At 61.3% G+C, this 22,821-nt stretch carries 21 protein-coding genes; 14 read left to right on the top strand and 7 right to left on the bottom strand.

The window, feature by feature from the left end; translation table 11 throughout:
- The first annotated feature begins 132 nt into the window (after positions 1–132).
- The 14 genes from gbcA (at position 133) to QU606_RS02670 (ending at position 13,414) form a co-directional block, all read left to right on the top strand.
- Positions 133–1,428 (top strand): glycine-betaine demethylase subunit GbcA, encoded by a 1,296-nt coding sequence (gene gbcA / locus QU606_RS02735; RefSeq protein WP_304998092.1) that lies wholly within the window; start codon positions 133–135, stop codon positions 1,426–1,428.
- Positions 1,429–2,240: 812 nt separating this feature from the next.
- Complete coding sequence (locus tag QU606_RS02730) at positions 2,241–2,735, top strand: type II secretion system protein (protein WP_069077121.1); 495 nt, start codon at positions 2,241–2,243, stop codon at positions 2,733–2,735.
- A complete protein-coding gene (locus QU606_RS02725) occupies positions 2,710–3,090 on the top strand; it encodes a type II secretion system protein (protein ID WP_024077792.1) in 381 nt (126 codons plus the stop codon). The genes QU606_RS02730 and QU606_RS02725 overlap by 26 nt, the downstream gene beginning before the upstream one ends.
- On the top strand, positions 3,077–3,583 hold the full coding sequence (locus QU606_RS02720) for a type II secretion system protein (protein WP_304998091.1): 507 nt from the start codon (positions 3,077–3,079) through the stop codon (positions 3,581–3,583). The genes QU606_RS02725 and QU606_RS02720 overlap by 14 nt, the downstream gene beginning before the upstream one ends.
- A gap of 74 nt (positions 3,584–3,657) precedes the next feature.
- A complete protein-coding gene (locus tag QU606_RS02715; protein ID WP_304998090.1) occupies positions 3,658–5,154 on the top strand; it encodes a lytic polysaccharide monooxygenase in 1,497 nt (498 codons plus the stop codon).
- A 293-nt stretch (positions 5,155–5,447) separates the two neighbouring features.
- The gene (gene gspG / locus QU606_RS02710) at positions 5,448–5,879 is read left to right on the top strand and encodes a type II secretion system major pseudopilin GspG (protein ID WP_069077120.1); all 432 of its coding nucleotides are present in this window, start codon (positions 5,448–5,450) and stop codon (positions 5,877–5,879) included.
- 6 nt (positions 5,880–5,885) lie between these two features.
- A complete protein-coding gene (locus QU606_RS02705; RefSeq protein WP_024077796.1) occupies positions 5,886–6,350 on the top strand; it encodes a transglycosylase SLT domain-containing protein in 465 nt (154 codons plus the stop codon).
- Positions 6,347–7,531 (top strand): type II secretion system F family protein, encoded by a 1,185-nt coding sequence (locus tag QU606_RS02700; RefSeq protein ID WP_304998089.1) that lies wholly within the window; start codon positions 6,347–6,349, stop codon positions 7,529–7,531. Before QU606_RS02705 ends, QU606_RS02700 begins: the two co-directional genes overlap by 4 nt.
- Positions 7,532–7,535: 4 nt before the next feature.
- Positions 7,536–9,173, top strand: coding sequence for a GspE/PulE family protein (locus QU606_RS02695; protein WP_304998088.1), 1,638 nt, complete (start codon positions 7,536–7,538; stop codon positions 9,171–9,173).
- Positions 9,154–9,879, top strand: coding sequence for a hypothetical protein (locus QU606_RS02690; RefSeq protein ID WP_024077799.1), 726 nt, complete (start codon positions 9,154–9,156; stop codon positions 9,877–9,879). The genes QU606_RS02695 and QU606_RS02690 overlap by 20 nt, the downstream gene beginning before the upstream one ends.
- The gene (locus QU606_RS02685; protein WP_069077117.1) at positions 9,876–10,433 is read left to right on the top strand and encodes a hypothetical protein; all 558 of its coding nucleotides are present in this window, start codon (positions 9,876–9,878) and stop codon (positions 10,431–10,433) included. The genes QU606_RS02690 and QU606_RS02685 overlap by 4 nt, the downstream gene beginning before the upstream one ends.
- Positions 10,434–10,439: 6 nt before the next feature.
- On the top strand, positions 10,440–10,976 hold the full coding sequence (locus QU606_RS02680) for a hypothetical protein (RefSeq protein WP_069077116.1): 537 nt from the start codon (positions 10,440–10,442) through the stop codon (positions 10,974–10,976).
- A complete protein-coding gene (locus tag QU606_RS02675; RefSeq protein WP_168232775.1) occupies positions 10,973–11,464 on the top strand; it encodes a hypothetical protein in 492 nt (163 codons plus the stop codon). The genes QU606_RS02680 and QU606_RS02675 overlap by 4 nt, the downstream gene beginning before the upstream one ends.
- Positions 11,465–11,482: 18 nt before the next feature.
- On the top strand, positions 11,483–13,414 hold the full coding sequence (locus QU606_RS02670; RefSeq protein WP_024077803.1) for a secretin N-terminal domain-containing protein: 1,932 nt from the start codon (positions 11,483–11,485) through the stop codon (positions 13,412–13,414).
- 355 nt (positions 13,415–13,769) lie between these two features.
- Here the strand turns inward: QU606_RS02670 and QU606_RS02665 are convergent, their stop codons facing one another.
- The 7 genes from QU606_RS02665 to QU606_RS02635 form a co-directional block, all read right to left on the bottom strand.
- The gene (locus QU606_RS02665) at positions 13,770–13,991 is read right to left on the bottom strand and encodes an EF-hand domain-containing protein (protein ID WP_024077804.1); all 222 of its coding nucleotides are present in this window, start codon (positions 13,989–13,991) and stop codon (positions 13,770–13,772) included.
- Between the two features lie 898 nt (positions 13,992–14,889).
- Complete coding sequence (locus QU606_RS02660; RefSeq protein ID WP_024077805.1) at positions 14,890–15,660, bottom strand: electron transfer flavoprotein subunit beta; 771 nt, start codon at positions 15,658–15,660, stop codon at positions 14,890–14,892.
- A gap of 10 nt (positions 15,661–15,670) precedes the next feature.
- Entirely contained in the window at positions 15,671–16,891 is a 1,221-nt protein-coding gene (locus tag QU606_RS02655; protein ID WP_024077806.1) for an electron transfer flavoprotein subunit alpha/FixB family protein, read from the bottom strand.
- Positions 16,891–18,834, bottom strand: a complete 1,944-nt coding sequence (gene dgcB, locus QU606_RS02650; RefSeq protein ID WP_304998087.1) for a dimethylglycine demethylation protein DgcB — start codon at positions 18,832–18,834, stop codon at positions 16,891–16,893. Before dgcB ends, QU606_RS02655 begins: the two co-directional genes overlap by 1 nt.
- Before the next feature lie 171 nt (positions 18,835–19,005).
- A complete protein-coding gene (gene dgcA, locus QU606_RS02645; RefSeq protein WP_024077808.1) occupies positions 19,006–21,066 on the bottom strand; it encodes a dimethylglycine demethylation protein DgcA in 2,061 nt (686 codons plus the stop codon).
- Between the two features lie 15 nt (positions 21,067–21,081).
- Positions 21,082–21,612 (bottom strand): 4-vinyl reductase, encoded by a 531-nt coding sequence (locus QU606_RS02640; protein ID WP_024077809.1) that lies wholly within the window; start codon positions 21,610–21,612, stop codon positions 21,082–21,084.
- Between the two features lie 51 nt (positions 21,613–21,663).
- Entirely contained in the window at positions 21,664–22,641 is a 978-nt protein-coding gene (locus QU606_RS02635; protein ID WP_024077810.1) for a dipeptidase, read from the bottom strand.
- Positions 22,642–22,821 lie beyond the last annotated feature (180 nt).

The following is a 22,821-nucleotide window of genomic DNA, read 5'->3' as shown; positions in this document are numbered from 1 at the left end:
GCTCATGGATAAGGTTCGCCGCATCAGCAGCCCCACACTCGCTCCCAACAACGACGCTTTCTTTACGCCTTGCTGCACACCTGATCAGCCACTATTCGCCGGCCACACAGAATGGCCATGAGGACACACACGATGGACGTCACCGCAACCTTAAGCTTGGGCGATCCGCTGGAACCCGCACGCAAGGCCACCGCGCAGATGCTGCAAGAGCGCGAGCACACGTTTTCGCTGCCACAGCCGTTCTACTCTGATGACCGGCTGTTTGATATCGACATGCAGGAGATCTTCCAGAAAGAGTGGTTGATCGCCGGCATGACCTGCGAGATCCCCACCAAGGGCAACTACCTGACCCTGCAAGTGGGCAAGAACCCGATCATCGTGATCCGTGGCGCCGAAGGCGTGGTGCATGCGTTCCACAACGTCTGCCGCCACCGCGGTTCGCGCCTGTGCACCAGCGACAAGGGCAAGGTGGCCAAGCTGGTCTGCCACTACCACCAATGGACCTACGAACTGGACGGGCGCCTGCTGTTCGCCGGCACCGAGATGGGCGCCGACTTCGACATGAAGCAGTACGGCTTGAAGCCGGTGAACGTGAAGACCGCCGGCGGTTATATCTTTATCAGCCTGGCCGAGAACCCGCCGGCCATCGATGATTTCCTGTCGACCCTGAACCACTACATGGAACCCTACGACATGGAGAACACCAAGGTGGCGGTGCAAACCACCTTGATGGAAAAGGCCAACTGGAAACTGGTGCTGGAAAACAACCGCGAGTGCTACCACTGCAACGCGTCGCACCCGGAACTGCTGAAAACCCTGCTGGAGTGGGACGACGTCACCGACCCGCGCGCCGACCAGGCCTTCAAGGACCACGTGGCCGCCTCCGCCGCTGCCTGGGACGCCGAGAAGATCCCTTACGCCCACGCCAGCTTCGGCCTGCGCAACCGTATCGTGCGCATGCCACTGCTCAAGGGCACCGTGTCCATGACCATGGACGGCAAGCAGGGCTGCGCCAAGCTGATGGGCCGCATCAAGAACCCGGACCTGGGCTCGATGCGCATCCTGCACCTGCCGCACTCGTGGAACCACTGCATGGGCGATCACATCATCGTGTTCACCGTGTGGCCGATCAGCGCCCAGGAAACCATGGTCACCACCAAGTGGCTGGTGCACAAGGACGCCGTGGAAGGCGTGGACTACGACGTGGAACGCATGCGCCAGGTGTGGGACGCCACCAACGACCAGGACCGTCGCCTGGCCGAGGAGAACCAGCGCGGTATCAACTCCAGCGCCTACCAGCCGGGCCCGTACTCCAAGACCTATGAGTTCGGCGTGGTGAACTTTGTGGATTGGTACAGCGAGCGCATGTTGAGCAACCTGGGCGCGGCGCCGGCGCCTTACCTCAAGGGCGTGGCTGCACACGAATAACCGATACCCACCGCTCAAAAATGTGGGAGGGGGATTGCCCCCCTCCCACACTTGAACCTCACACTGCTTAATATTTGATCAAATCTCTCGCAGACCACTGCCAGCCTGCCCTCCAGCCTTTGCCCAACAACTTATCCACAAAGCCACCCACAGCAATTGTGGGCAACTGCGCTCACCCCGCAAAATAAACCGAAGAAAATCCGTGACTTATTCAGACCACCGGGTTTCGCCGCCCATTGATCACTTTTCGATCAATACCCTGAAAGGCCCGTCGCCTATGGCCTGTAGCTGAACGCAAACACCTTATCCACAGAACCGCCAACAGACTTTGGGGGCAACTTCACGCCTTCTGTGGAAAACTGCTGCAAGACGCGATAAATAGGGGCTTACAGCCTTTTACAGGCGCAAAAACACACAATCGATCAATATTTAACCAAGACTGGCAAAGCCACGTATTACCTGGCCCGTAGCCGATAGCGAACATCTTATCCACAGAACCGCCAACAGACTTTGGGGGCAAGTCGACCGCAGGCAGCGGCCTTATCCACACTAAAATCCCCGTAAAAACCGTAACTTAGGGTGATCACTTTTCATACAGCGCGCTACAGGCGTGATTTTACGTGGCCTGTGGACAACCGCGAACACCTTATCCACAGCCACGTGCACAGCCATTGTGGGTAACCACCGTTTATCCGCCAGTTGTACAAAAAACACTCTGTTTAAAACTTCATCTACACTCACCCTTGCAGTTACGTCCATTGGCCTGGGTTAGTGCTGAAGTCCTTGGCGGGTTAGAGGGAGGTTGAACAGTGATGTGGCAGGGGCCTCCCAGCCATCACTGCGCTAAAGGTTTTACGCTGATTGAATTGCTACTGACGCTGGCCTTGCTGGCCACGCTGTCGACAGTGGCTTATCCGCTGACGGCGTTGATGGGTAAACGCGATCGAGAACTGGACTTGCAACGGTCGTTGCGGGAAATACGCCGCGCGATTGATTCCTACAAAGAGGCCGCCGACGACGGCCGTATCCAAAAAAGTATCGGCGACAGCGGCTATCCACCCACCTTGCAAGCCTTGGTCGAGGGGGTCACCGACCAGACCGACCTCAAAGGCAAGAAACTCTTCTTCCTGCGCCGCATTCCCCGCGACCCCGTCTGCGAGTGTCCCGAACTGTCGCCTGCCCAAACCTGGCAACTGCGCAGCTACCAGAGCAGCGCCGATAACCCACAAGAGGGGAAAGATGTCTTTGACGTTTCATCCCGCAGCACACGGGAGAGTTTGAATGGAACGTTATACAGCCAGTGGTAATCGGGGTTTTACCCTGATTGAACTGCTGGTGGTCATGGCAATTATCGCCACCCTCATGACCCTGGTGACCCCCCAGTACTTCCGCCAGCACGCCAAGGCCCAGGAAACCGTGCTGCGCCATAACCTGTCTTCCATCCGCCAGGCGCTCGACCAATACCGCGAAGACCACGGTGCCAATCCCGAGTCCCTGCAAGCCCTGGTGGACCGCCGCTACCTGCGCGAAATCCCCCTCGACCCGCTGACCGGCAAGCGCGATACCTGGCAATTGCAACCTTCCGACGAACAAGGCCTGGGCGATGTGCGCAGTGGCGCCCCCGGCAATGCGAATGACGGGAGCGCCTATGCGGATTGGTAAACAGCGTCAACACGGTTCGGTGTTCATGGGCATGTTGGTGACGGTAGCGGTGGTGGCCGTGATGCTGATGGAAGTGGGCACGCTCACGGCCAGCGTGTTGCAGCGTGAGCGCGAGCTGGAGCTGCTGGCGCGGGGGAATGAAATCCGCCGCGCGATCGGCCTGTATTACAGCGCCGGCCACACCTTTCCGAAATCCCTCGATGACCTGGCGGTCGACCGCCGCCAACCGACCGTCAAGCGCTACCTGCGCCGGGTCTATGCCGACCCGCTGAGCGGCAGCACCGAATGGGGCGTGGTGGCGGGCCCCGGCGAAACCATCATGGGGGTGTTCAGCAAGGCCAAGGGCACGCCGTTCAAACAAGGTAATTTTTCAGTCAAGGATCAGAGTTTTACAGGGCAAGGTAGTTATCAAGGGTGGGTGTTTCTGTACGGTCCTGGACAGAGTAACCCCGCAACCCGCACCACTCCCATGGGAGATCAGACGACCCGATGATGCCAATGCACTCACACAACTGATCGTTCCAGCAGTTCGGAACTTGTTTATCTGAATTGAAGGTGGATTCGAACATGAATAACTACGCGAAAAGACTTTGCACATGGACATTGGCGGCGCTGTGTCTGGCGCCGGCCTTGAGTTGGGCACATGGCGCGGTGGATCAGCCCATATCACGCCAGGTCTACTGCAGAACGCTCCCGGATTTCTGGTCGGGCAACCCCAGCGATGCCGGTTGCGCTGCCTTAGCCAAGAAAAGTGGTCAGTATCCAGGCCAGCAGTGGAACGAAGTGGCGCATTTGATCAAGGAGCCCGGTTATAACGATCCGGAAACGGTTAAAAGAGAAGTGCCAGACGGCACGCTTTGCGCGGCGGCAGATATAAAAAAAGACGGCCTGAACATTGTGTCAGATGATTGGTATCGGACCGACGTCGTTCCCTCCAATGGCATGATCGACGTTCGCATCATCGGTACAGCGCCGCACGTTCCCAGCTTTGCGAAAGTGTTCCTGACAAGACCTGGTTTTGATCCGACCCGATCACCGTTGACCTGGAATGACTTGGTCCTTATTCACACCGAACAACTGCCCACGGCCCAAACCAACTGGGGCAGCAATCCTCCTGCGCTACCTTCCTCCGGGTATTTCAAGTTCCCGGTACCTATCCCCTCGGGGCAAATAGGCAAAGCGACCCTGTTCGTTCAGTGGCAGCGTATCGATCCGGCAGGCGAGGGTTTCTATAACTGCAGCGATATCAACATTGCAGGGGGTGGAGTCCCGGCACCATGGGTGGATCTGGGTCAATTCATCGATGCTGTCATGAACGAGCTCAAAGCCGGTGATTCCGTGCACTTCCGTATCCTGGACAACACACCGCAAGCCAAAGAAGTCGTAGACATCACCCTCCCCATTACCCCAAGCAACCTGGACCCCAAAATATGGGGCCGGCAGTTGGCGGACCAAATCAATCCAAGCATCGCCAAAGTTGGGGAAAAACAGGGTAGTAACATTGTGTTCAACCCAACTGATCCGAGCGTCAACTCTGTGTTCACAACGGCCAAGGGTTACTCCAAGGCGATGGCCATTATCCCAGGCGGCGAAAAGCCGATCGATCCACGCGCACCTGAAGCCGTGATCGACTCCCACGCGCCCGTTAAATCAGGTGACACGTTCACCATGAACGGCAGAAACTCCAAGTTTTACAACAACGGTCCAATCCGGTGGCAGTGGGACAACGACTTCCTCGGCGGTAACTTTCATGAATCGACAGCCACGTTCACTGCGCCAACGGTGGATAAAACCACCACCGTCAATATCAGCCTGACGGTATATGACGGCAGCAACTATAAAAATGACCGAGCAACGACTACGGTTACGGTCAACCCCGGCAGCGGTGGAGGGGAATACCCTGCGTATGTGCCGGGGACCAATTACAAGGCCGGAGACAAGGTGTCCCATAATGGCAGCAACTATGAATGCAAACCTTGGCCGGCAACCGGTTGGTGCTCACTTCCAGCGTATGAACCGGGGCACGCAAATGGCAATTGGGTAAACGCTTGGAACAAGCTATAACCATTAAGCCGCCTACTTGATACATTCAGCGCCGCATACCTTATGCGGCGTTTTTATAGGCGTTATTCATTCACCGGCCCAATATAAGAGCCAAAGGTTATAGCCAAATCCCCGGCCCCCTATATTTATCAACGCTATAATTGAACCCATGCAAAAACCGCGAAGAGACTAAGTGTCACAAGACCCAGCGTTATAGAACATATGAAGTCCTACCGGCGGTGCCCGCCAAACAGCGGGCCGGGAGAGTTACACACAACCGCCGTACCTTGGCACTCCCAACAGGGTATCTCTCCATGCGCACTCGCACCTTTATCCACAGCCCCGCTCGCGGCTTCACGTTGCTGGAGTTGCTGGTCGTCCTGCTGATCATCGCCCTGCTTGCCGGCTACGTCGGCCCGAAGATGTTTGATCGCCTGGAACTGGCCAAGGTCCAGACCGCCCAAGGCCAAATGAAGTCCCTCGCCGATGCCCTGAACCAGTACCGCCTGGACAACGGCAATTACCCGGACGAAACACTCGGCTTGAATGCGCTCACTACACGCCCCGCCAACGCGAACAATTGGCAAGGCCCCTATTTGAAAGTGTTGCCGCCAGACCCCTGGGGCAACCCTTATCTCTACAAGAATCCCGGTACACCGCCCAACGATGCAGAAATCATCTCCTTGGGGCGCGACGGCAAGGCCGGTGGCGTGAACACCTACGCCGACATCGTGTACGGCTTGTGACCCACCATGCACACACTACGAATCGCCCTGACGTTGCTGTGCCTTTCCGGCGTCGCCGAGGCCGACTGCTGGCAGCTGGCAGCCAGCCGCTACCACGTCGACCCCCTCTTGCTGTACGCCATCGCCAAGGTCGAATCCGGCCTCAACCCCAGCGCGCGCAATATCAACAGCGACGGCAGCCAGGACATCGGCCTGATGCAAATCAACAGCCGCCACTTGCCCGCACTGGCTCGATTCGGCATCTCCGAACAGCACCTGCTCACCCAGCCCTGCACCAGTGTGATGGTCGGCGCATGGATCCTTGCCGGTTTTATCCGCGAGCAGGGTTACGGCTGGCAGGCAATCGGCGCCTATAACGCGGGGGCCAAGGCGGATCGACAAGCGCAGCGTTCACGCTATGCCCTGGCGGTATGGCGCTACTACTCCGAGTTGTTGCAGCAACGCCAGCAACTGGCCAGGCAATCACCATGATCGACATCGACGCGCGCATCATCCGCGACGGCCATTTGCAGTCCCTGCGCCTGCAAGCCCTCGATATCGCCCAGGCACGCCAGCAACTGCAGGCCGACGGCGCCCAGGTCATTTCATTGAAAGCCCGCCGCCCACTCAAGCTGCCCAGCCGCCGCACCCGGTTCGCCCTGGGCCTGTTTATCCAGGAACTGGTGGTGCTGCTCGATGCCGGCCTGGTGCTGGTGGAAGCCGTGGAAACCCTGCGCGACAAAGCCCCCCAGGGCATCAACCGGCAGGTCATGAGCGATCTGCTCGCGTCCATGTACGAAGGCAACTCGCTGTCCAAGGCGATGCAGCTCAAGCCACAGACCTTTCCTTCGCTGTTGAGCGCCACCGTGGCGTCCTCGGAACACAGCGGCCAGTTGGCCGTCGCCCTGCGCCGCTACCACCATTTCGAGGCGCACCTGGAAACCGTGAAAAAACGCGTCAGCGGCGCCCTGATGTACCCCTTGGTGGTGCTCAGCGTGGGCGCGTTGATCCTGCTGTTCCTGCTGTTCTTCGTGATCCCGCGTTTTGCCTCGGTGTTCGACGCGGTCGCCGACCTGCCAGCGACGGCGCGCTTCATGGTGTGGTGGGGCGCGTTGGTGGAGGCGCGAGGCATGGAGCTGCTGCTTGGCGTGGTCCTGGCGATTGCCGGGCTGGCGTTGCTGTTTCGCAGTGCCGGTTTCAAACGTCGCGCCGCCAGCCTGTTCTGGAAAATCCCCAGCCTGGGCGCCCAGCGCACGTTGTTCGTGCTCGCGCGGTTTTATCGCACCGCCGGCATGCTGCTGATGGGTGGGATGCCGGTGGTCACGGCCGTGCAATTGTCCGGTGCGCTGCTGCCCGTCGAGCGTCAAGCCGACCTGCACCAGGCCCTGACCGATATCCAGGCCGGCCAGCCCCTGTCCACTTCGCTGGCCCGCCACCAACTGACCACCGCCGTCGCCGAGCGCCTGTTGCGCGTGGGTGAGCAGAGCGGCGAGCTGGCGGCCATGTGCGAGCGTATCGCGCAGTTCCACGATGAAGCGCTGGAACGCGCCATCGAGCTGTTCAGCAAAGTCTTCGAGCCCCTGCTGATGCTGGTGGTGGGCGGGCTGATCGGCTTGATCGTGTTCATGTTGTACATGCCGATTTTCGAGTTGGCGGGTTCCATCCAGGGGTAGCGCGATGAGCGAACAGACACGGCAATGGCAAGCACTCGCGGCGCAACGGGGCCTGTCCCTGGCCGATTACCTGCGCGAAGTGCTGCACACCGTGCCCGACCAGTTGCCCATGATCGCCACCACCCTGGGCCTGATCCCCATCGAGCCCGCACACCTCGCCGAGCACTGGCGCTTCGACCTGCTGGCGCTGCCCCAGGCACTGATCCACAACGTGCTGCCCGTGGACTATCAGGGCCGGCCCTGCCTGGTACTCGGAGAGCCTTTCACCCTGCGTGATCGCCACTGGATTCAATCCACCCAAAGCCTGCGTGCCTTGCCCCTGGCCATGAGCCTGCCCGATGCGGTCAAGGCCCAATTGAGCCTGGCCGAAGCGAGCCAGCGGGTCATGCAACCCTTTGGCGAGGACGACGAAAACGTCCGGGTCAGCCAAACCGCCCAGGAAATTTCCCTGAGCAGCATCGCCCGCGACGACAACCCGGTGGTGCGCCTGGTCAACTCCATGCTGTTCGATGCACTGCAAAGCCGCGCCAGCGATATCCATGTGGAAAGCACGCCCCAGGGCCTGGTGATCAAGTACCGCATCGACGGCGTGTTGCAGCAGATGGGCCAGGCCAGCGGGATGGACATGGCCGAACAGGCGCTGTCGCGGATCAAGGTGTTGTCGGAGCTGGATATCGGCGAGCGGCGGGTGCCCCAGGACGGGCGTTTCAAGATGAAAATCCAGGGGCGCGAAGTGGATTTTCGCGTGTCGATCATGCCCAGCATCCACGGTGAAGATGCGGTGCTGCGGATCCTCGACAAATCCCAGCGCGGCGAGTCCCTGAGCCTGGAAACCCTGGGCTTGAACGCCGATACCATAACGCGCATCCGTGTGTTGGCCAGCGAGCCTTATGGGATGCTGCTGGTGACCGGACCCACCGGCAGCGGCAAATCCACCACGCTGTACGCCGCCTTGTCGGAGACCAATACCGGCGAGAAAAAAATCATCACCATCGAAGACCCGGTGGAATACGAACTGCCCGGCGTACTGCAAATCCCGGTGAACGACAAGAAGGGGCTGACGTTCGCCCGTGGCCTGCGCTCGATCCTGCGCCATGACCCGGACACCATCCTGGTGGGGGAAATTCGCGACGGTGAAACAGCGGGCATTGCCGTGCAGGCGGCGTTGACCGGGCACCTGGTGCTGTCGTCGGTGCATGCCAACAGCGCCTTCAGCGTGCTGGAGCGTTTTACCTATATGGACGTGGACCCGGCCAGTTTCGTCGAAGCCCTCAATGGCGTGGTTGCCCAACGCCTGGTGCGGCGCATTTGCCCGGACTGCGGCGTGGACGCGGAGCCCGATGCGGACCTCGCACGCCTGGCCCAGCTGCCCGAAACCCAGCTCAGGCAAGGCCATTACCGCGAAGGCAAAGGCTGCGAGGCCTGCCGCCATACCGGTTATCGCGGCCGGCTCGCCCTGGCGGAGGTGCTGAGCGTCACCGACAGCATCAAGGAGGGCCTGCTCCATCGCAGCTCGGCGTCAACCCTGCGCGAACTGGCGCGCGAAGCCGGCCACGTATTCATCCGCGATATCGCCCTGGCCCACGCGGCCCAGGGCGACACCACGCTCAAGGAGCTGCACCGTGTCATTTCCCTTTATTGAGCACGTGGTGTGGCTGCACAGCACCGGTGTCGCCTGGGCCGCGCGCGCCCGCGGGCGCAATGCGAAGGTGTGGGGTGCCCAGCAGGCCGGCGCCCCCCTGGGCGCCTGCGCCGAACTGTTGGCACAGGCCCCTCGCGGCCGCGTGCGCTTGCTTGATCGGGCCAAGGTGTTGCTGGGGTTTCCCCACGTGCACTACCTGATGCTGCCGTGGCAAACCGGCCTGTACAGCGCAGGCGACTGGCAAGGTTTCGCCGAGGCCACCTTCAACCAACAGGCCGGCATCGACCCTGAGCGCTGGCAGGTGCAGGTCGCCGCTGGTGCGTTCGGCGACGAGCGCCTGGCCGTGGCCGCCCCACGGGACCTGCTGCACGACCTGCGCGAGCTGTTCAAGCTGCAGCGGTTGCCCCTGGTGACCTGCGCACCGCTGCTGACGGCGGTGGCGCAGCAGTACTGGCGGCAATTGCCGGCTGATTGCGTACTGGCCGTGCCGGAAGCCGAGAGCCTCAGTTGCCTTTATCGGCACCAGGGGCGCGCCGATCAAGTGTGCGTGATATCGACACAGCCCGGCAGCACCTTGAGCGACAACCTCTTCACCGCCGACCTGCTGGCCCAGCGACAGGCGCCCGCCACCCGGGTCGTCGCCAACAGCCCCACCGAGCACTGGCTGGGCCCCCTGCACCCGTGGCTGGGAGCGCCGTTACCATGATTACCCGGCTGACTGCCCGCCTCGCTCGCGCCCGGCAACAGGGCTACGCCCCCCACGTCGACTTCCAACGGGCCAGCGCCACCCATCGACCGCTGGTGGCGGCATTGTGGCTGGTGGCGACCCTGCTGATCATCCAGGCATGGCAGCAATGGGACGCCATGGCGCAACAGCAACAACAGACCGATGCCCTGGAGCAGCGCTTTACCCAGTTGACCCGCCGCCAGGAGCAATTGATCCAGGCGGCTATTCGCCTGTCGCCCCGGCAGAAACAACAGGTGGCGGCCTTTACCCAACAGTCCAGCACACCCTTTGCGCTGATGAACGCCGTGGCGCGGGCCTGGTCCGGCGAGGTCGCCTTGACGCGCGTAGAGGTCAACACCCAGGCCCAGTTGCTGCACCTGGACCTGGAAGCCAAAGGGCTGGGTGACGCGTTTCGCTTTGTCGAGCGGCTCAAGGCCCAACCCGGTGTCCAGGTGAACCTGCAACAAAGCGCGCGCAAAACCACTGACCCACAGCACCCGGTGCAGGTCAAACTCAGCGTTGGCGCGAGGTAGCCCGCCATGGACGCGCTCACCCGCCACTGGCCGCGCCTGCGTTGGCACTTGATGCAAGCGCAACAGCGCCTGGGCTTTTGGGGCCTGTTGGCGCTGGGGGTGATGGCCGCGACGCTGGTGATCGAGGTCACGCTGATTCACCCGGCCGGCGTGGCCGACAGCCTGCGTCGCCAGGCCTTGGAGGCTGGCATCGCCGCACACCCCGAGCAGGTCCAGGTCACCGAGCCGGCCGTGGTTGAGCGCTTGCCCAGCGCTGAGGACTTCGCCCCGCGCCTGGAAAAACTGCTGGGCCTGGTCACTCAACGCGGCTTCATCATCGAACAGACCACCCTGGCGTACTCCGCCCCCGGCGACACCGGGTTGCAGCGCCTGGACCTGGAGATCCCCCTCTCCGGCCCCTACCTGCTGCTGCGCAGTACCTTGGTCGACATCGCTAAAGAGCCAGGCGTGCGCATTGAAAGCGTGACCCTGGAGCGCAAGGCAATCAGCAACGGCCTGCTGGACATCAGCCTCAAGCTGAGTGTGCTGGGGGTGGTGGAATGAAACTGCCGCTGTACTTGCGCGTGCTGTTGCTGCTGACCCTGGTCGGCTGCGCCTGGCTGTTCTGGGAGGACACTGCAGACAGCCCCGAGACAGCCTCGACGCCGGCGATCGCGCGGGCCGTCGACGCGCCCTCGGCCCCCGTCTCACCCGGCCCCCCGGACGAGGTTGAAGGGGTCGACCTGTTTCCCGCCCAGACCTGGACGCCACCGCCGCCGCCAACACCGGTCGACACTTCGCCGCCCCAACCACCGCCGTTGCCGTTCAGCGTGAGCGCGCAGTGGCGCTACGAAAACCAGCCGAAAATCGTGGTGCTGCGCGGCAATGGCCGCCAGTACACCCTGTGCCACCGCTGCGCGGTGCCCGGGCACATTGAGCCGGGAAAGATGCTCGATGCCCAGTACCGGCTGGATAAGCTCACCGACACCGCCGTGGTGCTGACCTTCATGCCGCTCAAGCATGCCAGCACCTTGCGCCTGGACAAACACTGACCGGGGAAGGACAGGATCATGGCGAGACATACGTTATTCCCCCTGAGCCTGGCGCTGACGCTGCTGGGGGCCTGTGAAACCCAGCGCGCCATCGAGCAAAGCGACGCGTTGCGCCAACAGGGCGACATCGTGCGCTCGGTCGAGGTGCTGCAAGCCGAAGCCAAGGAAGCGCCTGACGATGTGCGGTTGCGCACGGCACAATTCGGCAAATTGGAGTTGCTGGTCGCCCAATACAGCCGGGAAGCAAGTGCCGCCTTGCTGCGCGGCGATGATGCAGCCGCCATCCGCGCGCTGGAAACCATCCTCAAGTACGACCCCAGCAACCTCGGCGCACGCCAGGAAATCCAGAGCATCCAGGCGATGAAGCAGCTGCGGCCACAGCTGGAGCGGGCCTATGCCCTGCAACAATCGAGACCCGTGGAAGCATTGAACCTGGTGCGCCAGGTCATCGCGCAAAAACCCAATTACCGCGCCGCCCTCGATTTACGCAGTGCCCTCACCCGCCAATTGGTCAGCGCCGACTACCTCAGCCCCGACCTCAGTGACGCAATGCGCAAACCGCTCAGCCTGGACTTCAGCTCGCAGAGCCTGAGCACGATTTTTGAAACGATTGCGCGGCTGTCCGGGGTCAATTTCGTCATCGACAAGGACGTCAATCCCAGCGCCTCGGCAAGCATGAGCGCCAGCAGAACTACCGCCGAAGACGCGCTTAACCTGCTGCTGACCACCCAGGGCCTCGACAAGAAAATCCTCAACGCCAACACCATCCTCATCTATCCCCGGCGGGCGGACAAAGAGCGTGAATACCGTGAGCTGGCAGTGCGAACGTTCTACCTCAGCCATGGCGACCCCAAGGTCGTCGGCGCCGAAATCAAGCAAGTCCTCAAGCCCAAGGAAGTACTGGTGGACGAACGCCTCAACGCGGTGATCGTGCGCGATGGCCTCGACACCCTCAGCGCCGTGGAAAAACTGGTGGAGGCCATTGATATCGCACAGTCGGAAGTGACCATCGATATCCAGGTGCTGGAGGTCAGCCTGAATGACGAACGGAACCTGGGCATCGTCTACCCAGAAAGTATCGGCCTGTCGCTGGGCAACTTCAGCAACCTGCCCGGTGGGCTGGCGGGCACACCGATCAGCGCACTGCGCGGCGTGAACGGCGACAACATCCTGCTCGACGCGGGCAGCACCTCGGCGCGCATCAACATGCTGCAACGCAGCGGCAATACGGTGACCCTGGCCAACCCCAGGGTCCGCGTGCGCAACCGTGAAGAAGCCCAGGTGAATATTGGCGACAAGATCCCGGTGGTGACCACCACCACCGCCAACCAGGTCACCACGTCGTCGGTGACGTACCAGGACGTGGGGCTGCAGATCAACGTCAAGCCCAATATCAGCGTGAGCGATGAGGTGAACCTGGAATTGAACGTGGAAATGAGCCATATCACCAAGCGCATTCCCGGCTCGGACAATGTGCCGGCCACCTTCGAGCTGGGCTCCCGCGCGACCAAGACCTTGTTGACCGCGCGCAACAATGAAACCCAGATCGTCTCGGGGCTGATCCGCACGGCGGATATCGACGAAGGCTCAGGGCTGCCGTGGCTGAGCCAGATCCCGTGGATTGGCAAGAAACTGTTCGGCAGCAACCAGAACACCCAGCAGAAAACCGAGATCATCCTGCTGCTGACGCCGAGGATCGAACGCAACCTGGACCTGCCGATTTCCCAGATCAGCACCTTCCACAGCGGCACGGAGGCACGCAGTTCGACCGAGGGCATGATCCTGCGCGATACCACCAGCAATATGTTGCTCAAGTCCACCGGAGGCGGCGGCGGCACCCCGGCCCTACCACCACCGTTGATACCCCCGTCGGACAGCAACTGGCAGCCCCTGCCACCGCCGCTGCCAGCATTGGTGCCCAAGCCGGAATCGCCCCCGGCCTCACCGTAAGAGTCACGTCCGGGGTCGAGCTTCTGCGGAGGTTTTTGCCCAGGAACTGGTCTGGTATATGGTGCTCGCCGGCTGGAATGCGTGGCGTCATAGACAGCATTGAACCAGAGTGTCAGTGTGCCAAAACTTCCAGCACCTGCTGCTTGGCATACCCAACACTGCTGCACCGCTCGCAGGAGCAACAGCTCTATCTAAAACTCCTATTGCAAAACAATCCAGCCACACATGCCGACACGCACGATCTCTGCCTAAATATTCGTCACAGAAGAAATACAAAACGATCATCCGCCCACGAAGTTAAAATTCAAGGGCGGATGATTAAATCAAATACTTACAATACACCGTATACAACACACTAAAGCCCCAACAGCGCCGAAACCGCCACAAACTCTTTAAAGTCAACTTTACCACTGAGATCAAGATCAAAGCGTATAAGGGCACGCATTATTGCCTGATCATCCATCCCAACCCTAGCGCCAATGGCAACTAATAAATTATGAAGCTCTTCTTCGTTAAGTTGGCCATCACCATCAGCATCGCATTTAATAAATTCCGCCCTTAACTCTTCTCTGTTCATTTTATGTTCACCGTAGTAAGAATTTTCTGAAAGCCGCCATCCTCACCTCTCTCTTCACCCATACGTTAGCTATGAAGGCGACGAATTCTAGGTATGTTGTGCGTCATGCCTGCCATTTACACCTATTGCATCTTCTTGACACCTCTTGAACCCTAAAACTTCACGAGTACAAAATTGCACCAAAGTAGGTGAAAGACCACTGTTATAAACAACAGTCTTTAATACGCTTTTTAAATAACGGGTATAGCTATCTGTTACCGCGAGAAGTGATTGAGAACCGGCTCTTGGTTATTCAGCCTGAAGATCCGCACCCGCAGGCGCCCGATATGAACTCTTGAGCCTCTGCCAAAACTCAATCCTCCTTGTACCCTTCACTTTTAAAACCGCCCTGTTTCAATTTTTTCTGCCGTCAACGCTGCTCGGACGGGAGAACTTGGAGCCAAGCAGAAATCCAAAGTTTTCTGGCCATAGGTTCCACTGCCGTTTGGGGCGCGCGTCTTACATGAAGGTGCAAAACCTATGCTCCGCCGTTCTGCACGGCGGTCCACCGAGAATGGGAGGTCCCGCTAAATATCCGACTTAGCGCTGTCGCGCAGCAAACTGGAACCCCTGTGGCGAGCGGGCTTGCCCCAATGCCAGTCAGTTAAGGCTTTTTGTAGGAGCGAGGGGGACGCCTAGTTCTTGCTCGCGAAAAACGTCAACGATAACGCGTGTTTCCTGAATGAACACGGCGCCTGTGAGTTTTTCGCGAGCAAGCTCGCTCCTACAGAAGGCGATAGGCGCTTAACTGACGGGTATTGGGGCTTGCCACAACAAGCCCGCTCACCACAAAAGTGCGGTCGTTTGAGATAAAAGGGGAGGCAAGCCCCTCCCACATTTGTTTTGCAGTGTTTATGCGTTAACGCACCACGCCTTCTTCGATCAGCAACTTGAGAATGGCTTGGGCGCCTTCCTCGGCGCTTACACCCTTGAGCACCTGCCCACCGCCGCCGCTGGCCTTGGCCGTGGCGGCCTTCATGCGGTCGGCGCCGCTCTTGGCCTTGATCACCTTGAGCCGCTTGGGCCGAGGTTTGGCCGGTTGCAGCAGCGCACTGCCGAATAACTCATCCTCTTGAACCTCAACCTCATGGGCCGCCAGCTCACCGCGTTGCGCAGGGCCGTAGGCACTTTGCCGAGGTTTGGGCGCAGCGTTATCCACCGTCGCCAGGAACGGCAGGCGCACCTTCAAGCGGCGGCGTTGGCCGCGGGGCAAGGCTTGCAGTACATGGGCCACGCCCGCGTCGATGGACTCCACCTGCGCCAGCCCCACAATCAACGGCCAGCCCAGGTGCTCGGCGAGCAGGAACGGCAACATGCCCGACCCCTCACCGGTTTCCGCCTGGCTGCCAGTCAGCACGATGTGTGCCCCCGCGTCGCGCAGGTAGTCGCTGAGCGCCGGCAACACGTCGGCCCCCAGCGGTTGCTCAAGGACTTGCAGTTGCGGCAACCCCATGCCCAGGTAGCTGCGCAACGTGGGTTCGGCGATGTTGCCGGCATGCAGTACCTGCAACGTATCCCCTGCCAGTTGCAAACCCAGTTCCACAGCGCGTGCATCCTGTTCGGCGCGGCGCGGCCGGCCGGAGGTCGGGTGGGCGCCGATGGACACCAGGCTGATTACATTCGTCGTCATGGCCATTTCCTTAAGCCGCATCGCGCTTGGCGCCGCTGCGGTATGTCTGGACCGCGTCGATCAAGGCTTGCAGTATCGCGGCGCTTTCGCCGATCACCGACAGGTCGGCGCGCTTGATCATGTCGCAGCCCGGGTCGAGGTTGATCGCCACCACTTTGTCGCAGGCGCCGATACCTTGCAGGTGCTGGATCGCCCCGGAGATCCCCACGGCCACGTAGACCCGTGCGGTGACCCAGGTGCCGCTGGCGCCCACCTGGCGGTCGCGCGCCATGAAACCGTCATCCACCGCTACCCGTGAGGCGCCTTCGGTCGCGCCCAGTGCGGCGGCGGTCTGGTGGAAGAGTGCCCAGTCCTTGACCCCGTTGCCGCCGGAGAAGATGAATTCGGCCTCGGCCATGGGAATCGCCGCCGGGTCCACCGCCACCGCACCGAGGTCCTCGATACGCGGCAGGCTGCGCGCCAGGGCTGTGGATAACGCTACCGGCAGCACTTCGTGACGGGTATCGCTGACCGGATCGGCACACTCGGCGGCGGCCAGGATCAGGCGCGGCAGCGGTCGAGCCAAGTCTTGCTGGCCGGCACCCGCGCGGCCGATGCATTCCTCCCCCTTGATCTGCCACACCCGCGTGGCCGGGCGCTCCTTGAGGCTGGCGGCGAAACGCCGACCCAGTTCGCCGCCACCACTGCGGCTGTCGGGCAGCAACCAGTGGCGCGGGTTGAATTGCTGATCCACGGCCCGCAGGCCCTGGACGCGTTGCTCCGGTGAGTAACCGTCGAACTCGTGGCCTTCCAGCACCAGCAGACGATCGACACCGGCCGTGGCAAACGCGCTTTCCTTATGCTCGCCAAACACCACCGCCAGTACCGCGCCGTCGCTGCCGGCCAGTTGCCGGGCCAGGCCGAGCAGGTCTCGGTCATGGCTGCTCAAGCGGCCGCCGACCATGTCCGGCACCACGTTGATGTAGAACGCCGGGCTGGGCACCTGGTGCAACGGCAACTGCACTTCTACCGCGGCTGTACGCTTGGTCGCACCACCCTGCTGGGCGCCGCTGCGGTCGATGCGCTTGATGCCGTTGGGGCCGATAAAACCGACACCGTGCACGTTCTTGCGAATGACGCCGTTGGGCCCCATCCAGCTGTGTTGCAGCGGCTGCATCGCCGCATGCAGCGGGTGCAGACGGTTACGGGCAATCCATTCGGCCCGTGGGTCGCGGCGGATAATGTCGCTCATCAGTGCACCTCCGCAGGTTCACGCGGGATGGGAGCCTTGGCCGGCGTGGCATCTTCGAGCAAGGCGTCAGCCACCAACTCGGCGATGTCCTTGATCAGTGGGCGCGGTTCGACCACGCCTTCGAGCATCGCGGTGCACTGTGGGCACCCCACGGCCACCAGCTCGGCGCCGGTTTCGCGGATGTCGTCCATGCGCATATCCGGAATACGTTGCTTGCCGGGAATGTCCGTAATCGGCGCACCGCCACCACCGCCGCAGCAGCGTGAACGGAAGCCCGAGCGTTGCATTTCCTTGACCTCGATCCCCAGCGCCCGCAGTACTTGGCGCGGTGCTTCGTATTCGCCGTTGTAGCGGCCGAGGTAACAAGGGTCGTGATAGGTCACGCTGTTGCCCTTGTGCTGGCCCAGGTTCAATGTGCCGTCGCCGATCAGTTCGGCCATGTAAGTGCTGTGATGCTGCACCACATAGTCACCGTTGAAGGCGCCGTATTCGTTTTTCAGCACGTGGAAACTGTGCGGGTCGCACGTGACGATGCGCTTGAAGCTGTACTTGGCCAAGGTCTGGATATTGCGTGTGGCCAACAGCTGGAAGGTCGCTTCGTCGCCCAGGCGACGGGCCACATCGCCACTGTCGCGCTCCTCGAGGCCAAGCACGGCGAAGTCGACCTTGGCCGCTTTCAGCACTTTGACGAAGGCGCGCAAGGTCCGTTGGTTGCGCATGTCGAAGGCACCGTCGCCGACCCAGAACAGCACATCGGCGCTGCCTTTTTCACTGAACAGCGGCAGGTTCAAGTCTGCCGCCCAGTTCAGGCGCCCGCCCGGGGCAAAGCCGCCCGGGTTGTCGGTGGCGATCAGGTTCTCCAGGACTTCGGCGCCCTTGTTCGGTGTGGCGCCTTTTTCCAGGGTGAGGTGGCGGCGCATGTCGACGATGGCGTCCACGTGCTCGATCATCATCGGGCACTCTTCCACGCAGGCGCGGCAGGTGGTGCACGACCACAGCGTCTCGGCGTCCACCAGGCCGTTGACGATCGGTTGATGAGGATTACCGCTGTGTTCGCCGATCGGCTTACCGGGATACGGGCTGCCGGCGAATGCGGCATCGGTGCCGCCGGCGAGGCCGACCACCATGTCCTGGATCAGCTTTTTCGGGTTCAGCGGCTGGCCAGCGGCAAATGCCGGGCACGCGGCTTCGCACTTGCCGCACTGCACACAGGCGTCGAAGCCGAGCAGTTGGTTCCAGGTGAAATCCTTGGGTTTTTCCACGCCCAGTGGCGCGCTTTTGTCGGTCAGGTCCAGCGGCTTCAAACCTGTGGATCGGCCACCGCCAAAACGCTCGGCACGGCGGTGCCAGGCCAGGTGCAGAGCCCCGGCGAAGGCGTGTTTCATCGGGCCGCCCCAGGTCATGCCGAAGAACATCTCGGACACGCCCCACAGCACGCCAACGCTGAGCAACGCTGCCAGCAGCCAGCCGCCGAAGTCGGCAGGCAGGATCCCGGCCACCGGCAAGGTCACCAGGAAGAAGCTCACCGAGAACGCCATCAGGCTTTTCGGCAGGCGCATCCACGGGCCCTTGGACAGGCGTGACGGTGGGTTACGCCGACGCAGGTAGACGAACGTGGCGCCGACAAACATCAGCACCGAGGCCAACAGCAAGGCGTAGCCGAGGATGCGATTGTGCAGGCCAAAGCCATGCACCAGGATCGCCAGCAGCGCCGACAGCACAAAGCCCAGCGCCGTAGCGACGTGGGTGTTGGCGATGTATTTGTCGCGGGCAACCACGTGGTGCAGGTCGACCATGTAGCGCTTGGGCATGGCCAGCAGGCCGCCCAGCAGGTCGACCTTGGACGCGCGGCCACGGCGCCACATGTTCACCCGGCGCAGGGCGCCGAGGACGGCGAGGCCCAAGGCGGCAAACAAAAGAATAGGCAGCAAGGTGTTCAACATGGTGAAGCTCCCACAGACCACACAGGTCTACTGTGAAACCGGCCCTGAATGTGGGAGGGGGCTTGCTCCCGATGGCGGACTGTCAGTTGATACCGCTGTAGCTGACCCACCGCCATCGGGGGCAAGCCCCCTCCCACACTTGGACCGAGTACACATTGGTTCAAGGCCGGCTTAGAAATCCTTGCACAGGCGCAGGGCGTCATAGATGGCAGCGTGGGTGTTGCGCTGGGCCACACAGTCACCGATGCGGAACAGCAAGTACCCATCGCCCGTTTCGCTCAGGCACGGCTGCGGCTTGATCGCGAACAGGGCTTCAACGTCGATCTGGCCCTTGTTGCGCGAACCTGGCTTGAGGGCGTAGTAGATTTCCTCGTCCGGACGGACACCGTTCTCCACCACCACCTGGTCCACCACCCGCTCCTCCTTGGCGCCGGTGTATTCGTTCTCCAGCACCGCCACCAGCTTGTCGCCTTCGCGGTAGACCTTTTCCAGCATCATGTCGCCGGTCATGATCACTTCCTTGGGGTACATGCTGCGGTAGTAGGTCGGGAACGACGTACCGCCGATGGCCACGCCGGGCTTGATGTCGTCGGTGACGATCTCGACCTGGCTGCCTTTGTCCGCGAGGAAATCCGCCACTGACATGCCGGTGAACTCACAGATGGTGTCGTACACCAGCACGTTCTTGCCCGGCGCCACCTTGCCGTCGAGCACGTCCCAACTGCTCACCACCAGGCCTTCGGCTGCGCCCCAGTGTTCGTTTTGCTCGACATTCGGATGCCCGCCGACCGCCAGCACGACCACGTCCGGACGCAGGTCCAGAATGGTTTCAGCGTCAGCGGCAACCCCCAGGCGCAGGTCGACTTTCAAACGCGCCAGCTCCAGTTGGAACCAGCGGGTGATACCGGCGATCTGGTCGCGCTGCGGGGCCTTGGAGGCGGTGGTGATTTGCCCGCCGATAAATTCTTTCTTCTCGAGCAGGGTCACGTCGTGGCCACGTTCGGCGGCCACGCGCGCGGCCTCCATCCCGGCCGGGCCGGCACCGACCACCACGACTTTGCGCTTGGGCCCGGTGGACTTCTCGATGATGTGCGGCACGCCCATGTATTCACGCGACGTCGCGGCGTTCTGGATGCACAGTACATCCAGGCCCTGGTACTGGCGGTCGATGCAATAGTTGGCGCCGACGCACTGTTTGATCTGGTCGATCTGGCCCATCTTGATCTTGGCGATCAGGTGCGGGTCGGCGATGTGCGCACGGGTCATGCCGACCATGTCCACATAGCCGCCTTCGAGGATGCGCGTGGCCTGGTTCGGGTCCTTGATGTTCTGCGCGTGCAGCACCGGAACCTTGACCACTTCCTTGATACCGGCCGCCAAATGCAGGAACGGCTCCGGTGGATAACTCATGTTGGGGATCACGTTGGCCAGGGTGTTGTGGGTATCGCAACCCGAGCCCACCACGCCGATGAAATCGAGCATGCCGGTGTCGTCGTAATACTTGGCGATCTGCTTCATGTCCTCGTGGGACAGGCCGTCCGGGTGGAACTCGTCACCGCACAGGCGCATGCCCACGCAGAAGTCGTCACCGACCTCGGCGCGCACGGCTTTCAGCACTTCCAGGCCGAATTTCATGCGGCCTTCGAAGGTACCGCCCCACTCGTCGGTACGCTTGTTGACCCGTGGGCTCCAGAACTGGTCGATCATGTGCTGGTGCACTGCGGACAGTTCCACCCCGTCCAGGCCACCGGCCTTGGCGCGCTTGGCGGCGCTGGCGTAGTTGCCGATCACGCGCCAGATTTCTTCCGGCTCGATGGTCTTACAGGTGGCGCGATGCACCGGCTCGCGCACGCCGGACGGCGACATCAGGGTTGGCCAGTTAAAGCCGTCCCAACGCGAGCGACGGCCCATGTGGGTAATCTGGATCATGATCTTGGCGCCATGCTTGTGCATGGCGTCGGCCAGGTTCTGGAAGTGCGGGATGATGCGGTCGGTGGACAGGTTCACCGAACTCCACCATTCCTGGGGGCTGTCGATGGCCACCACCGAGGAACCGCCGCAGATCGCCAGGCCGATACCGCCCTTGGCTTTCTCTTCGTAGTACTTCACATAGCGGTCGGTGGTCATGCCGCCGTCGGTGGCATACACCTCGGCGTGGGCGGTACTGAGCACGCGGTTGCGGATGGTCAGTTTGCCGATCTGGATCGGCTGGAACATTGCTTCGAAAGCCATGGCAGGGTCCTCGGCTTACAACGGCTTGACGATGAACAGGCCGTCATCGTGGCCCTCTTCGGAGCCTCCGTAGACTTGCTCGGCCACGGTGCGAATCTGGCTACCACGCGCTTGCAGGATCTGGTCCATGGCACCGGCAAACCAGCCGGTGAACATGTAGTCGACCTTGCGCCCGACCTTGCCGTACACGTAGACGAACGCCGAGTGTTCCAGCTTGACGCTGGCGGTGCCTTTGTCGAGGTCGATGTCCTGGATCTTGAACAGGCCCCAGCCGCGTTGCGACAGGCGTTTCATGTAGTGCTCGAACACCGCGACGCCTTCCAGGCCGTGGCATTCGGCTTCTTTTTCACACCAGTGCCAGGCGGACTTGTAGCCGGCCTTGTAGAGGATCTCGGCGTAGGCTTCGGCGCCCAGCACTTCTTCGATGCCCATGTGGTTGTTGACGAAGAAATGGCGCGGTACGTACAGCATCGGCAGGGCGTCGGAAGTCCAGACACCGGTTTCGCTGTCGACTTCGATTGGCAATTGCGGGGCGATCTTGGCCATGGAAACTTAACTCCAGAAAAATTCGTAGTGGTATGCCCGGGGGTGTTTGGCTTATTCGCCCCAAACGTCCTTCAAGACGTTGACCCAGTTCTCGCCCATGATCTTGCGCACCACACGCTCAGAGTGGCCGCGCTTGAGCAGGGTCTCGGTGAGGTTGGGGAACTCGCCCACGGTGCGGATGCCCAGCGGGTTGATGATCTTGCCGAAGCTGGTCAGGCGGCGGGCGTAGCCCTTGTCATGGGTCAGCATTTCGAAGAAATCCTGGCCATGGCCCTGGGTGAAGTCGGTGCCGATGCCGATGGCGTCTTCGCCGACGATGTTCATGGTGTATTCAATCGCTTCGGCGTAGTCGTCGATGGTGGAATCGATGCCCTTGGCCAGGAACGGCGCAAACATGGTCACACCGACAAAACCGCCGTGGTCGGCAATGAACTTCAGCTCTTCATCGGACTTGTTGCGCGGGTGCTCCTTAAGGCCCGATGGCAGGCAGTGGGAGTAGCACACCGGTTTTTTCGATTCGAGGATGACTTCTTCGCTGGTCTTGGAGCCGACGTGGGACAGGTCGCACATGATGCCGACGCGGTTCATCTCGGCGACGATCTCGCGACCGAAGCCCGACAGGCCGCCGTCGCGCTCGTAGCAACCGGTGCCCACCAGGTTCTGGGTGTTGTAGCACATCTGCACCACACCGACGCCGAGCTGCTTGAAGATCTCGACGTAGCCGAGCTGGTCTTCAAACGCGTGGGCGTTCTGGAAGCCGAAGATGATGCCGGTCTTGCCCTGTTCCTTGGCCTTGCGGATGTCGGCGGTGGTCTTCACCGGGATCACCAGGTCGCTGTTCTCGCGGATCAAGGTCTGGCTGGCGACGATGTTGTTGATCGTGGCCTGGAACCCTTCCCACACCGACACGGTGCAGTTGGCGGCAGTCAGGCCACCTTTGCGCATGTCCTCGAACAGCTCGCGGTTCCACTTGGCAATGATCAGCCCGTCGATAACGATGCTGTCGGCGTGCAATTGCGCTGGGCTCATCAGGCGTCCCCTTATTGGCGATTCATGCGCCGAATCGTCTGCCGGCGCTTTGGGGCCAGCATATGCCCAGGGGCAACCTGAGCCGGGTGCAAAAACGACAGGGGAATTGCCGAAAGCGTCAATCCGCGACAAAGGCTGTTAAGAGGTGTCTGACTGGCGGCTGTTCTTTGTCTTACGCTT

The organism is Pseudomonas sp. OVF7 (assembly GCF_030644265.1).
GTDB lineage: Bacteria > Pseudomonadota > Gammaproteobacteria > Pseudomonadales > Pseudomonadaceae > Aquipseudomonas > Aquipseudomonas gorinensis.
The sequence above is the reverse complement of the archived record's forward strand: the minus strand, read 5'-3'. Positions and strand labels throughout refer to the sequence as shown.